We start from the raw sequence: 13,832 nt of genomic DNA, 5'->3' as shown, positions 1-13,832 counted from the left end.
ATAAGTTTATAAAGGAGAAGAAAAATGGCTGGCGATTTAAAATTGGAAAAGCTAAACAGTAACCGTTTAGTGGCGGTACTTACTTTTGCTCTAGTAATAAGTGTTATGAATTCAACAATGTTCAATATGGCAGTCCCTTCTATCACTAAGGAATTCAAGCTCTTGCCAACAGAAGCAGGCTGGATTATAACTGCTTATATTATCATTTATGCGATTGGATCTGTTCTCTATGGGAAGCTAGCCGACAAATATATGCTAAAAACCTTGCTGACTATCGGCTTATGCACTTTTGCTGCTGGAAGTATCTTGGGGTTTGCTGCTAACAGCTTTCCCCTGCTGCTTGCGGGCAGATGTCTGCAAGCAGCAGGAGCATCTGTTATGCCGACTGTTGCAATGATCATTCCTGCCCGCTTCTTCCCTAAGGAAACAAGAGGGCGTGTTTTAGGTTTAACATCTGCAGGAATGGCATTAGGAACAGCAATTGGCCCCATCGTTGCTGGAGGTGTCACCAGCTTCTTTAACTGGCATTATCTTTTTGTTATTTCTCTGCTCTCTCTTATTACATTGCCGTTTTTCCGCAAATATTTAAAGGAACAAAAACGACAGAAAAAAGGGAAAACGGATCTACTTGGAGCGGCATTTTTGGCTTGTGCTCTTGCTTTCCTTCTGTTAGCAATCACACTAAGTGCATTAAGCTATGCTGCTTTATTTGCTTTATGCTTTGTCTTATTCATTTGGAGGATAATGAAAGTAAAAAATCCATTTATACCGATTTCCTTGTTCAAAAACAAACAGTTTTCATTAGGAATTGCCATTTCCGGTATTTGTTCAGGAATAGGCTTTGGAATTCCATATTTGACGCCGCTATTATTGCAGGAGGTTAATGGATTGTCGCCTCTTTTAAGTGGTTTATACATGTTCCCAAGCGCATTAATAGCAGCATTATTAGGGATTAGCGGTGGAAGACTTGCCGATAGGAAGGGGAATCGCTCTCTAACCCATTTAGCTTTGATAGGTTTCTTTATCGGCTTTAGCGTTTTGTCCATTTTTGCAGGATATTCACCATATATGACAATGTTTATCCTTATTTTTGCATGTATCGGCCAAACATTTATGCAGATTTCCATGGCAAACACTGTTTCAAACACTTTGCCTAAGGCTGATGTAGGTGTCGGAATGGGGATAATGATGATGATTAATTTTATTTCCGGGGCAGTGTTTACAACGATGATGAGTGCATCCCTTGAGAAAAAAGACCTTAGCATGCAGCTGAATCCACTCCTGCTGACACAGAATGGAATTAGCTACAGCAATATATATACAGTACTAAGTATTCTTGTTGTTATCATCACTTTAACCTATCATTTTCGTTTGAAGGAAAATAGTGCTGAATATGCAAAATAGGAAGGCTTCCGCCTTCCTACTTTGCATGACTATCTTATCTGCTGACCAGCCGTTGGACATGTATTGCCAAATACAGCTTTTCATTATTTGTAATGCTATAGTCAAATTGCTTCATAATATATTCACTGATTTTCTCTGTGCATTCAAAGCTTCCTGGATGCTTTTGTCTAAAGGCATCATACAAGAATGGATCGTCATCCTGCAAATACGTTTTGCTGTACAATCTTTGACCAAAAAACTTCAAATGAGTGAGAAACCGAAAATAATTCAATGATTCTTCATCAAATTCCATTTTATAATGATATTTCACGATATTAAGAATGTCTTGCATGACCTTTGTGATGTTCGCAACATCTGGCATCTCTTCACTAAGACCAGCATTAACGATATGCATCGCAATGAATCCCGCTTCATCCTCAGGTAAATCGACACCGAACTTCTCATTCAGCAAACGCAATGCCTCTTTGCCGATTGTATATTCATCTTTGTAAAACCTTTTAATTTCCCATAATAATGCATTGTTGATTATGTGTCCTTGTTGAATTCTTTCCACAGCAAAGTGAACATGATCTGTTAAAGAAATATAAAAACTATCCGTGAAGGTTCTGCCAAGTCTGCTTTTTGCAAGCTTGATAATTTCTTCGGTCACTTCCATATATTCAAGGGGAACTTCATATAGAAGGGTTTTAAATTTCTGTGAAATGTCTTTGTTTTTCAGCTCAAAAATCTTTTCAATTTTCTCTTCGTCCACAATATCTCCTGGCTTTTTTTGCCATGCAAGACCTTTTCCGATGATGATGAGCTCTTCCTGGTTGTCATCCATTACGCTAATGACATTATTATTAAATACTTTGGCTATTCTCATGTAACCACCTATTCGTTTATTATCGTTCTATTACTTATAATATAATGGAAAATAGGAATCTAAAAGGATTATTTTTCGAAAATTCAAAAGAAGGAAAGCAACTGACTCGCTTTCCTAAAGGTGTTTTCTTTATAAATTTTCTCCATTTGTCGCAATAACCTCTTTATACCAATCAAAGCTTTTTTTGCGTGAACGCTCTAATGATCCATTTCCTTCATTATCCTTGTCCACATAAATGTAGCCATAGCGCTTTTTCATTTCTCCAGTTGATGCACTCACAAGGTCAATCGGGCCCCAGCTCGTGTAACCTAGTACTTCGACACCTTCATCGATTGCTTGAGATAGCTCCTGTAAATGCTTGTTTAAGTAGTCGATGCGATGATCGTCCGTGACAGCCCCATCCTCTTCAGGGATATCAATGGCACCCAATCCATTTTCAACAACAAACAACGGCTTTTGATAACGGTCATATAATTGGTTTGCTGTAATGCGGAACCCTTTAGGATCAATTGTCCAGCCCCACTCTGACTTTTCTAAAAATGGATTTTCAATCGAGCCGAATACATTGCCGGAAGTCGTCTTATTGATTTCCGGATCTGTGCTTGTCGTTCTGCTTGCATAATAGCTGAAGCCAATATAATCTACCGTGTTATTCTGCAGAATTTCCTCATCCGTTGCTTCCATCTCGATTGTAATATTATGGTCTTTAATGAATTTCTTTGCATAGCCAGGATACTTACCGCGAGATTGAATATCAATGAAGAAGAAAGAATCGCGATCCTTTTCCATTGCATCGAGAACATCATCAGGATTACAGCTGTATGGATAGGTTTGTCCAGCTGCAAGCATACAGCCAATTTTAGCGTCAGGACTGATTTCATGGCATGCTTTAACAGCTAATGCACTTGCAACAAGCTGGTGATGTGCTGCCTGGTATTTCACCTGCTTCTTATCTTCCCCTTCTTCAAATACAAGACCAGCTCCAACAAACGGAAGGTGAAGAAGCATGTTAATTTCATTAAATGTCATCCAATACTTTACTTTATCTTTATAACGGTTGAAAAGAGTTGTCGCATATTTCTCAAAGAATCCTACAAGCTTGCGGCTTCGCCAGCTTCCATAGTTTTTAACAAGATTTACTGGCACATCGAAATGGGCGATCGTAACAACAGGCTCAATTCCATATTTCAGCAGCTCATCAAATAAATCATCATAGAATTTCAGTCCTGCTTCATTTGGCTCTGCATCATCCCCATTTGGAAAAATTCTTGCCCAAGAGATCGATAGTCGCAATGCTTTGAAGCCCATCTCCGCAAATAATGCAATATCCTCTTTATAGCGGTTATAAAAATCAATTGCTTCATGTGATGGATAGAATTCTCCTTCTAATGGTTCGTATGAAGATAAATTCCCCATCATAATGTCCCATCTTTTTTGACCTGTCGGCAGTAGATCAACTGTTGTTAAGCCCTTTCCGTCAGCAAGATATGCACCTTCTGCTTGGTTTGCAGCGATTGCGCCGCCCCATAAGAATCCTTTTTGAAATGCCATTTTCTTTTCCTCCTTTATATTCATTGTAGAAGATAAGGAGCTTATGCTCCTTATCTTCTACCTCCCTATTATTTTACATCTAATTTGAACAGCTCATCTACTGTAGTGACTTGCTTTTTATTCGTTAACTCCATGCTGTAATCCTTATAGTTTGTTACAACTACAGGTGTTGTTAACAGCTTACCTGCTTTGCGAATTTCTTCGATGTCAAACTCAATAAGCAATTGGCCTTTTTCCACGTATTCACCTTGGACTGTATATGCTTTAAAGTATTTTCCTTCAAATTGTACAGTATCCATCCCAATATGAATTAAAATATCTGCACCAGAATCAGTCGTAATACCAATAGCATGATTTGTTGGGAATAATGCTGATACTGTTCCAGAAACTGGAGCATAAAGCTTCCCTTCTGTTGGTTCAATTGCAAGGCCATGACCTAATGCACCTGTTGAAAATGCTGCATCTTCTACTTCTGATAATGCTTTCACTTCACCATTTAATGGACTAATGATAACCTCATGCTGTACTGCTGTTGTTGCAGCTACTTCATTTGAAGCAGATTTTACTTCTGTATTAGTACTTGCAGCTTTTTCTTTGCCAATTCCGCCAAACAAGTACGTTAAGATGAAAGCAACGATGAATGCTACAACGATTGCAATTAGTGCACCCCATAAATCCATGCCAAGACCATCAGGACTAATGTATGTTGGGATTCCAAAAATTCCAAGACCGCCAATGATGTAACCCTTTACATTAGCAAGACCTAAAATAGCTCCACCTGCTGCTGCACCAATACAGCTGATGATAAATGGTTTCTTTAATGGTAATGTAATTCCGTAAATAGCCGGCTCAGTAACACCGAAGATACCGGAAATGAATGCTGGTATACTCAATGATTTCAACTTTTTATCTCTTGTTTTAATTAAGATTGCAAGAACTGCACCAATTTGAGCGAATGATGCGGCAAATACTGTTGCAAGAATTGTATCGAAGCCCATTGTCGCCACATTGTTGATCGCAATTGGCACTAAGCCCCAGTGAAGCCCGAAAATAACAATTACTTGCCATAGACCGCCAAGCAAAATCCCTGCAATTAATGGACTTAGGTTATAAAGGAATAAGGAACCTGCACCGATCAAGCTGCTTGCCCATGTTGCAATCGGGCCAATGACCATAAATGTAATTGGAATAACAATTAATAATGTTAATAATGGCACTACAAATGTTTTAACAACATCTGGAATAAAGCTACGAAGCCATTTTTCTACTTTTGCTGCAAAGAATGTAGAAAGAATAATTGGTATAACAGATGATGAATAAGACATTAAAATAACGGGAATTCCTAAAAATGTAACATAAATTGGTGATTCAAACATCGTACCTGCAAATACTGTGTACAGCGGGTCTCCTGTTGTTAAGGTCGAAAGGGTCGGATATACTAGCGCTGCTCCGATCGCCATTCCGATGAACGGTGTACCGCCGAACTTTTTGATTGCTGTATATCCTAAGAAGATTGGCAAGAAATAAAATAGCGCATCACCGGCAGCATTTAAGATTTGGTATGTGCCAGATGTATTTTCCAGCCAGCCAAGTGCGACAAATAATGCATTAAAGCCTTTGATCATCCCTGATGCGGCTAACACGCCAAGGACTGGTGTAAAAATGCTAGAAATCATATCAATAAAGCGGCTGAAAAGAGAACCTTTAGGTCCTTCATCCTCCTCAACTTGCTCCTGACCTTGAAAGCCACCAACTGTAACTACAGCTTTGTATACATCAGGTACATGGTTTCCGATAACGACTTGATATTGACCGCCGCTTTTCATGACTGTAACAACATCATCCATGTTTTTTAATACCTCTGTATTTGCTTTTCCTTCATCCTTTAGCTTAAAGCGAAGGCGTGTAATACAATGGACCGCATTGGAAACGTTTTCTTTTCCGCCCACATTAGCAATAATGTCTTTTGCCAGCTGCTCATATTTCATTTTTGACCCTTCCTTCTTTTATCTATTTTTGGTTTTTGCCAAATAAAAAACCTGAGCCCACTAAATCACACTATATAAGCGTGTTCTAGTCAGTTCAGGTTATGCCCACTTAAGGTAACATTCCATCAAGGAACTTATTAAGTTGTTATTTGATAGGTTTAATTTATCATGAGAACGATTTCATGTCAACGCTTTCAATAAAATTTTTTTCTATCTATTACAGATTAGTTGATTTTTTGCGTATCGTGAGTGAAGGAAGCCTGACATAAGCAAATAACAATGATTCAAACCAGAACTAATCTATTAATTTTCGGCGGCTATACTGTTTTTTCGATTTTCTATTGAGAAGTGACCAATTTTTGTATATTTCAGGGAGTTTTCCACATGATATAAACGGATGAAATTTCCGTATAGTATAACATCCCTTTATGCAAATTAATTAAAAGATTATAGGTGAAGAAAATGTTAGTTGATATCACAGTGGAATTATGTGTCGGGTTTATTACACTTCTGTTGATGCTGAAAATTCTAGGTAAGATTCAATTTTCGCAAATTACTCCCTTTGACTTTATAACTGGAATGGTATTAGGGAATTTCGTAGGAGATTCTATCTTTGATGAGCGTACAGGTGTGCTTGATATCGTATACAGCATTTTACTTTGGGGTCTACTTATCTACCTTGTTGAGTTACTGACACAAAAGTCCTTTATACTGCGCGGCTTCTTTGAAGGAAAACCATCCATGCTTATTAATAAAGGAGAGATTGATTTTAAAGCGTTAAAAAAAAATCATATTGATTTAAGCCAGTTGCAGCATCTTTTAAGAAAACAAGGCTATTTTTCTTTATTTGACGCAGAGTATGTCATTTTGGAACAGGATGGTAATATTAGTGTTGCACCAAAGCATTCATATGGTGCTCCTACTAAAGAAGATTTACAGATTCCAGAAAAAAAAGTACAGCTTGCATATGCATTAGTGCTTGATGGTAAAGTAAATAAACAAAATCTAAAAACACTCCAATTTAACGAAGGCTGGCTGAAAAAGCAGTTATCCCAACAGCAAATTTCAGATTATAAAGATGTCCTTTATGCTGAATGGCAGGAAGATAAAGGGCTACAAGTGGCAACATATAATAAAGCTCCAAATCAATGACAACATAAATGTGGAAGGAAGGTAGATGATGAATGAAAAAACTACTAATTTTATTGGTAGGTGGAATAATTTTCGCAAATGGACATTATACTTATGCCAAAACGGAAACAAAGGCAGAAAGAGTCGAGGGCTACTTTACAACAGAGGATATTCTTTTCTCTATATTTGAGCCAAAATTAATCAAAATAGTTCAAGATCAATACGGGAAGGAAATGATTGTTAATCCATTAAAGGTAGAAGATGTCGCCATTATGCAGAAGCAAACAGGCAAAAACAGTTACAATGGCTGGTATGAAGTAAAGCTGTCCATTCTTGTCGGAGAGCCTGATGGCGATACATATACAGATACAGTAATCCTCGAAATTGACGCACCGAATATTGGCGGCACTGCACCACGGTTAAAAAGCGAAAAAGTGAATGGACTTGAAATCAAGCTTGTAAAATATTATAAAGGAAGCTAACAGGCTGCCAATCGGCAGTCTGTTTACTTCCTTTTTACACCTTTTTGGTCAGCTTGGAATACTCAATTCTGTTCTGTTTAAAACTTTGCTGTTAATCCTTCGGGAGGTTTAATTCGCCTGTTATGAAATGCCGATATTTCCGTTTCTTTACGCTCTTGTTTATTTCTGCAATAACCCCTATGAGGAATGTGGAAGAATTTTGTTTGTTAGCTTCGTAAAATCACTGCTTAATGCCCAAGCTTTAAAGTCCTTCCGATCAATTAATAGAACTCCCTTTTATATTCTTTTCGTATGCTTAACCCAGCTATAGTCATTGCAACAAAGTATTATGTTGCTTCCCCCACTTCTAAACTTGGCAGGACTTCTGCAGCAATGGCCAGTCAGTGGAGCAGACAGAGTTCGGTTTGAATCCGGCGAAGGATTGCAGTAATTTCACTTCATCCGTGCTCCAATTTTTTTTATTGCTCATATCAATCACCAGCCTCTTCTTACTTCCTGCGAAAAACCCTTGCTTTGTTTGCTAATGAAAACATCAATAGTCGAAAATAGGAACATTAGCTAGTTAATTCCTTTTTGTCTCTAAATTGAAATTCTCCATTTTATTATTGAGACTACTAAAGGACAAATATTAAGTACTATAAGAACAGTAATAAAGTTGGAATATCATTTAAGTATTCTTTATGGTAGGAGGATGAAAATGAATATAGAACAAATTGATTATTTGTTGGAAGTGGCTAAGGAAAGATCTATCAGGAAAGCAGCAGATAATCTGCATATAACGCCTTCTGCAATCAGCCAATCCATCCTGCAAATAGAATTAAATTTAGGGGTGACTATTTTTCAGCGCTCCAACAAAGGGACTAATCCTACACCTGAAGGAAAAATTGTCCTTAAACGAGCATACGAGCTGCAGTGTAAGTATAAAGAGCTATATGACGAAGTGCAAAGAATGGAAAATGGACAGCAAAGCTTGCCTTTAAGAATCGCCTTTTCGCCGACATTTGGAAATGTAGGCTATCTTGCTCTTATGTCCTTAAAGGAGAAACATAAGGATTTGAAGGTTGAAATACAGGAGGGTATGCATGAGGATATCGTCTCAAAAATCACAAAAAATGATGGATCACTAGACCTATCCTTAATTGTTGAGAACAGAAATCTGTTAGATAATAGCAGTTCCATCCATATTGAGCCATTTTATCGAAGCTATGTCTGTATTGCATTAAGTAAGCATTCTCCTTTATGTACTAGAAAATTCCTGACGAAGGAAGATTTAGTTAATGAAAGTATTGCCGTCCTTGAAACATCCACACATAAAGAGCTTGTGAAAAAAACAGGCTTGGAAAACAACCCTGTTTTTGTTACCTCCAATAATAGTGCGCTAATAAGAAATGTCGTTAAGGATGGCCATGCCATCTGTGCACTCGATGATTTTTCCCTTATTAATCACCAAGATTATGCATCAGGAGATATTATTGTATTGCCCTTTAAAAGCCCCGATTATTTGTACCGGGAAATATGGGCTGTCTATCCGAAATCAGTGGCAAAAAATGAGGTTATGCAAAGGTACTTATCTATCGTAAAAAAATTAATTAATCAAAGATCACCAATAGAGGCATTTGTTTAATAGTCAGAGGGTCCTTCCCTAAAGGGACGGACCTCTCTTATTATTATCCACTTATTTTCTGAACGGGAGTATCTTTATGGCCCGCCCCGAATGAATTCTTTTTTACCGTCAAAAACGTGATGGAAAAGGCTGTTCCAATTGCGATGATGATACCTGCAATTGCATACGGAAAATACGGTCCGACATATGCAACAAGACTTACAATACTTGAAAGAATATACCCGTATATTCTCACGCCCATGACAGCAAAGAATGTCGCAGCAATCGTACTGCCGATTGTACACGCAATAAATGCCTTTTTGTTTCTGATTAAAACTCCAAATAAAGCAGGTTCAGTTATGCCAAGTATGGCCGAAATGGTTGCAGATAGTATCACTGACTTTTCTGTTTTACTATTCGCTTTGAAAAACATTGCAAAGGTCGCACCAGCAATCGCCATATTTGTCATAAACATCATTGGCATCAGCATGTCGTACCCTTTATCCGCGAAATTTTGCAAGGCTATCGGTGTGATAGCATGGTGTACACCAAAAACGATTTCAATTGGTCTCGCCCCACCCATGACAACACCTGCCAAAATCGGAGACACATTAAACAAAAATTCAACCATATATGCAAGGCCCTTCCCAACATAGCTGCCTAAAGGACCTGTTACAATAAGTGTAACTGGAATGACGAGGAATAAGGTCAAGGTTGGCGTAAATACGGTCCTCAATACACTTGGCATCCATTTATCTACCCATCTATGTATATAGCTTAATGCCCACACAGATAAAATAATGGGAATAACAGTACCTGAGTAATTAATAACAGGTATCGGCAACCCTAGAAAATAATACTTGGTAATTTCTCCAAGCTTAGCCGCATCAAGCAACGTCGGGTACATCAGCCCTCCTGCTACTGCTATCGCTAAGTATTGATTTGTTTTAAAGATTTTTGCTGCAGATGCTGCTAAAAAGAATGGCAGAAAATAAAAGACTCCACTAGCAATTAAATCTAAAATAACAACCGTTTCACTTTCTTTTGACAAAATGTTTAAAGCTATTAAACCAGCCAGAACCCCTTTTATCATTCCCGCTCCTGCAATGGCAGGCACAATTGGTCCAAACACACCTGAAACTATATCCAACAATCTGCCAAACATTCCTTTACTGCTCTTATCTGCTGTTGTGCTAATTGTATTTTCATCTACCTCTAATTCTTCCATTAAAGCATTATAATAGACTTGCACATTTGTACCAATAATAACTTGATATTGATCATTTTGCAGCTGTTCTCCAATAACTCCGTTAACTTGTTTAACATTTTCATGATCAATTTTTGCTTGATCGACTAAATCAAACCGCAATCTTGTCATGCAATGCCATGCCTTCTTAATATTATCTTTTCCGCCAACATATTCTATGATTCTTTTAACAGCTTCTTTTTCCTTCATCCTAAAGCATCCTCTCATTTTCAAGTAAATGCAGATTAACAATAATTATAGAACCTTGATTTGACAAGGTCATAATAGCATAGCACCGCTTACAATGAAAGCGGTTAAAAAAGCACCCATTATTATGTAGACCGTTGCTGCTACTGGCTTTCACCATCTATGAGTTAATAAATTGGTACGGTAAATTGATAAATATGAAGTACTTCCCTGACCAAATTGACTCGTTGTTTTTCGATATGCTTTAATGGAGTCATTATAAGGCTTTGATTTGACGAAAAAAGCGAGAGAAAAGGAGAATAAGAGTTGGAACCGACAATAATTACTGACATAAAATCATTTGTAACAAATCCGCATCGGCATAATCTTGTCGTTGTTAAAGTTGTAACGAATAAGGGTGTTTATGGTTACGGTTGTGCCACATTTCAACAACGACCATTAGCTGTTCAAACAATAATCGAAGAGTATTTAAAACCGCTGCTCATTAATCGTGATGCAAATCATATAGAAGACATTTGGCAAGTAATGATGGTTAATTCTTATTGGCGAAACGGTCCTGTCATCAATAATGCTATTGCTGGCATTGACATGGCATTATGGGACATAAAAGCAAAATTAGCTGGCATGCCTCTTTATCAACTACTTGGCGGAAAATCAAAAAATGCTATTGCTGCTTATACACATGCTGATGGATTAACAATCGAACAGCTTTTAGAGGATGTGGATCGGCTGCTTGCAAAAGGTTATCGGCATATCCGCTGTCAAATGGGAAAATACGGTGGGAAAAACCCTAACATGCATTGCGCCAGAAAGGACGCTGGTGGTGAATATTTTGATCAGCATAACTATCGGCAGGACGTTATCACAATGTTTCAGGCGCTCAGGGAGAAATATGGGTATTCTATCCATTTTCTGCATGATGTTCACGAAAGACTATTTCCTAATGAAGCATTGCAGCTAGCGAAGGATTTGGAGCCATTTAAACCATACTTTTTAGAGGATATTCTTCCTCCAGACCAAAATGAATGGCTTGTTTCCTTAAGAAATCAATGCAGCACCCCAATTGCAACAGGAGAATTATTTAATAATCCCGTAGAATGGAGAAATCTGATTGTTAATCGGCAAATTGATTTTATTCGCTGTCATGTCTCACAAATAGGTGGGATTACACCAGCCTTAAAGCTTGCAGCGCTTTGTGAGAATTTTGGTGTTCGTCTAGCATGGCACGGCCCATCTGATATGACACCAATTGGTGTTGCCGTCAATACGCACTTAAATATCCATCTGCATAATGCAGCAATTCAGGAAATTCAAGAACCTGATGAAACAACAAAAAAAATGTTTCCTGGTAATGTGAAGGTACAGGATGGGTATATTTATCCAATTGAAGAAATCGGCATTGGTGTAGATTTTGACGAAGAGATGGCAGCCAGCTATCCTGTTATTTACCGTAAACACGAGTGGACAGAGTCCCGCCTGCCGAACGGTGCAATCCACACACCATAACAAGCGTTCTATTCCTTTGCATGCTACAATGAACCGAGGAGAGATACTAATTTTCGAGGTATAAATAATGAAAAAAAGAGATTTTATCGCAGAGGATATACTCAGTAAAATTTATCAGAATAAGTACAAAGCTGGAGAAAAGCTCCCGACAGAAAGGGAGCTTTCCGATCTGTATACTGTTTCAAGGTATACGATAAGAGAAGCGTTAAAGAAGCTTGTCAACATTGGATGCATTAAAGTCATTCAGGGCTCTGGAATCTTTGTGTCTGAAACTAGATATAAAAGTCCTTTAATTTATAATTCACTTACGGAAAAAAAATTCAAGGATATCCATTCAAAAATTATGTACTTTAAAAAAATCCAGCCTAATCAAGAGCTGGAAAAAATTTTTGATTTACATATGGTTCCAAATAAGAAATTATGGGAGTTTAAACGGATAAGAATTGTCGACTTTCAAAAGATGCAGATTGAAACATCTGTACTTCCCTGTTCTTATTTTCCAGATCTGAACGAAGAAGAAATTAAAAAATCTGTTCATGATTATGTACAGCAATGCGGGCTTATCATCTCCCATTTCATCACAACATACCGTGCTATTAACATCTCTAAAGAGGATGCAGACCTGCTTAATTGTAAAAAAGGGAGTGCAGCCATGAAAATTATTAATAGAGGTATATTAGAAAATGGCAAGGTGTTTGAATATAGTGAAATGATTAATTTAGATTATTCCGTCTCCTATTTTACACCCTTCAATCGACACAAGCATGAGTACAGAAAAAAATAACCTAAAAGTTTTAAGACCAGTGATTTCCACTGGTCTTAGAACTTTTAGATTTTTATTTACCTAATTCTATAAATGCTGTCTCACAAGCTTATTCATCGCATCAATTTTTGCAGTGACTTTTCCTGCATAACTATAATCACCATAGCAATAAGGATAGCGGAAATTTAATTTATCGTTATTACATGTATACAAATCAGGCGATTTCTCTACCATAAGCTCAGAATAGGATTTAGCGGTTTCCTCACTATGAAATGTATCACTATTAACAACAAAATCGATATAGCCTGGACCCATATTATAGCTTTGAATAATTGTTTCAAGGTCTACATCATTTGCTTCACCATATTTGTACATTTCGGAAAAATGATACACTCCTTGTTTAATGCTTTCTGCGGGGTCACCGATTTCATTTCGCGCTAAACCAGCAGATTCAGATGATTGCATTGGATCACTGCCTTTCCCATGGCTTTCCTGATCCATAATGGCAAGCAAAACAGGTGCAAACTCATCTGCATCCAGTTCATTTTTTTCCAATTCATCCTTTATCTCTGGCAAATAATTGGCTAATCTTGTTTCAGCTGTTTGTTTAATAGATTTAGCGGTAATTAAATAGCCACCGTATAAAACAATAACGATTAAGATTAGCATTGGCAGTTTTTTCATTTTTCTTCTTTTTTTCAATTTAACCCCTCATTAAAGCAATTTAAATGTTTTCATGTTTTTCTCTATCTATTATACAAGAAACAGGTAAGAATTTCTTTCCTTAACCTAAACACTGTCCTACTTTTTTGCAAATGTTTTTCCTATTAAAAAATAGCTGCCTTTTTAGTAGCTGTGTGCAGATATATTGCTCAGTTCATTACCGTTTTACCTTTATAAATCTATATACCCCTCTCACCAATAAGACTAACAATAAAAAAATCATTATTTGCCAAAAACCAGTAATATATGACATTATTATCCTCCATTATAATATTAACTATATGCTAACATATATTTCCTTATTTACACATCTTTTAGAAATATCATTATCTTCTAACAATTACTTGCAAAACTTTTTATCCA

The 13,832-nt window shown here is 37.2% G+C and carries 12 protein-coding genes; 6 read left to right on the top strand and 6 right to left on the bottom strand.

Annotation, left to right across the window (positions count from 1 at the left end; translation table 11 throughout):
* The first annotated feature begins 24 nt into the window (after nucleotides 1-24).
* Nucleotides 25-1,404, top strand: coding sequence for an MFS transporter (locus NQZ71_RS10230; protein ID WP_144453142.1), 1,380 nt, complete (start codon nucleotides 25-27; stop codon nucleotides 1,402-1,404).
* 34 nt (nucleotides 1,405-1,438) lie between these two features.
* On the opposite strand, the gene licT is transcribed toward NQZ71_RS10230, so the two are convergent.
* The 3 genes from licT to NQZ71_RS10215 form a co-directional block, all read right to left on the bottom strand.
* Nucleotides 1,439-2,269 carry a BglG family transcription antiterminator LicT gene (gene licT / locus NQZ71_RS10225; RefSeq protein ID WP_317010540.1) on the bottom strand — a complete coding sequence of 277 codons (831 nt, stop codon included), beginning with the start codon at nucleotides 2,267-2,269 and terminating at the stop codon, nucleotides 1,439-1,441.
* A 129-nt stretch (nucleotides 2,270-2,398) separates the two neighbouring features.
* Nucleotides 2,399-3,820, bottom strand: coding sequence for a 6-phospho-beta-glucosidase (locus tag NQZ71_RS10220; RefSeq protein WP_275007932.1), 1,422 nt, complete (start codon nucleotides 3,818-3,820; stop codon nucleotides 2,399-2,401).
* A gap of 68 nt (nucleotides 3,821-3,888) precedes the next feature.
* A complete protein-coding gene (locus NQZ71_RS10215) occupies nucleotides 3,889-5,808 on the bottom strand; it encodes a beta-glucoside-specific PTS transporter subunit IIABC (protein WP_317010539.1) in 1,920 nt (639 codons plus the stop codon).
* A 462-nt stretch (nucleotides 5,809-6,270) separates the two neighbouring features.
* Between NQZ71_RS10215 and NQZ71_RS10210 the strand changes: the two genes are divergently transcribed.
* A complete protein-coding gene (locus NQZ71_RS10210; protein WP_260054529.1) occupies nucleotides 6,271-6,960 on the top strand; it encodes a DUF421 domain-containing protein in 690 nt (229 codons plus the stop codon).
* Between the two features lie 32 nt (nucleotides 6,961-6,992).
* Entirely contained in the window at nucleotides 6,993-7,421 is a 429-nt protein-coding gene (locus NQZ71_RS10205) for a hypothetical protein (protein ID WP_144453133.1), read from the top strand.
* A 346-nt stretch (nucleotides 7,422-7,767) separates the two neighbouring features.
* Here the strand turns inward: NQZ71_RS10205 and NQZ71_RS10200 are convergent, their stop codons facing one another.
* The gene (locus NQZ71_RS10200) at nucleotides 7,768-7,890 is read right to left on the bottom strand and encodes a hypothetical protein (RefSeq protein ID WP_260054527.1); all 123 of its coding nucleotides are present in this window, start codon (nucleotides 7,888-7,890) and stop codon (nucleotides 7,768-7,770) included.
* A 228-nt stretch (nucleotides 7,891-8,118) separates the two neighbouring features.
* Here NQZ71_RS10200 and NQZ71_RS10195 point away from each other — a divergent pair, with 228 nt between their 5' ends.
* Nucleotides 8,119-9,045 carry a LysR family transcriptional regulator gene (locus NQZ71_RS10195; protein WP_275007939.1) on the top strand — a complete coding sequence of 309 codons (927 nt, stop codon included), beginning with the start codon at nucleotides 8,119-8,121 and terminating at the stop codon, nucleotides 9,043-9,045.
* A 43-nt stretch (nucleotides 9,046-9,088) separates the two neighbouring features.
* Here the strand turns inward: NQZ71_RS10195 and NQZ71_RS10190 are convergent, their stop codons facing one another.
* The gene (locus NQZ71_RS10190; protein ID WP_317010538.1) at nucleotides 9,089-10,480 is read right to left on the bottom strand and encodes a PTS transporter subunit EIIC; all 1,392 of its coding nucleotides are present in this window, start codon (nucleotides 10,478-10,480) and stop codon (nucleotides 9,089-9,091) included.
* A 303-nt stretch (nucleotides 10,481-10,783) separates the two neighbouring features.
* Between NQZ71_RS10190 and NQZ71_RS10185 the strand changes: the two genes are divergently transcribed.
* Together NQZ71_RS10185 and NQZ71_RS10180 are read left to right on the top strand one after the other, a co-directional pair.
* Complete coding sequence (locus NQZ71_RS10185) at nucleotides 10,784-11,983, top strand: enolase C-terminal domain-like protein (protein WP_260054524.1); 1,200 nt, start codon at nucleotides 10,784-10,786, stop codon at nucleotides 11,981-11,983.
* A 67-nt stretch (nucleotides 11,984-12,050) separates the two neighbouring features.
* Nucleotides 12,051-12,767 (top strand): GntR family transcriptional regulator, encoded by a 717-nt coding sequence (locus NQZ71_RS10180; protein WP_144453125.1) that lies wholly within the window; start codon nucleotides 12,051-12,053, stop codon nucleotides 12,765-12,767.
* A gap of 66 nt (nucleotides 12,768-12,833) precedes the next feature.
* Here the strand turns inward: NQZ71_RS10180 and NQZ71_RS10175 are convergent, their stop codons facing one another.
* Nucleotides 12,834-13,448 (bottom strand): lysozyme family protein, encoded by a 615-nt coding sequence (locus NQZ71_RS10175; RefSeq protein ID WP_260054522.1) that lies wholly within the window; start codon nucleotides 13,446-13,448, stop codon nucleotides 12,834-12,836.
* Nucleotides 13,449-13,832: the final 384 nt, after the last annotated feature.

The sequence above is a fragment of the Niallia taxi genome, from assembly GCF_032818155.1.
GTDB classification, from domain to species: Bacteria; Bacillota; Bacilli; order Bacillales; family Cytobacillaceae; genus Niallia; species Niallia taxi_A.
Note: the sequence above shows the minus strand (reverse complement) of the source record. Positions and strands in the feature narration are given on the sequence as shown.

Bases quoted from the DNA above. Each gene is read 5' to 3' on its own strand.
- NQZ71_RS10220 (WP_275007932.1), bottom strand. From the start codon at position 3,820: ATGGCATTTCAAAAAGGATTCTTATGGGGCGGCGCAATCGCTGCAAAC.
- licT (WP_317010540.1), bottom strand. From the start codon at position 2,269: ATGAGAATAGCCAAAGTATTTAATAATAATGTCATTAGCGTAATGGAT.
- NQZ71_RS10180 (WP_144453125.1), top strand. From the start codon at position 12,051: ATGAAAAAAAGAGATTTTATCGCAGAGGATATACTCAGTAAAATTTAT.
- NQZ71_RS10190 (WP_317010538.1), bottom strand. From the start codon at position 10,480: ATGAAGGAAAAAGAAGCTGTTAAAAGAATCATAGAATATGTTGGCGGA.
- NQZ71_RS10195 (WP_275007939.1), top strand. From the start codon at position 8,119: ATGAATATAGAACAAATTGATTATTTGTTGGAAGTGGCTAAGGAAAGA.
- NQZ71_RS10200 (WP_260054527.1), bottom strand. From the start codon at position 7,890: ATGAGCAATAAAAAAAATTGGAGCACGGATGAAGTGAAATTACTGCAA.
- NQZ71_RS10210 (WP_260054529.1), top strand. From the start codon at position 6,271: ATGTTAGTTGATATCACAGTGGAATTATGTGTCGGGTTTATTACACTT.
- NQZ71_RS10230 (WP_144453142.1), top strand. From the start codon at position 25: ATGGCTGGCGATTTAAAATTGGAAAAGCTAAACAGTAACCGTTTAGTG.
- NQZ71_RS10205 (WP_144453133.1), top strand. From the start codon at position 6,993: ATGAAAAAACTACTAATTTTATTGGTAGGTGGAATAATTTTCGCAAAT.
- NQZ71_RS10215 (WP_317010539.1), bottom strand. From the start codon at position 5,808: ATGAAATATGAGCAGCTGGCAAAAGACATTATTGCTAATGTGGGCGGA.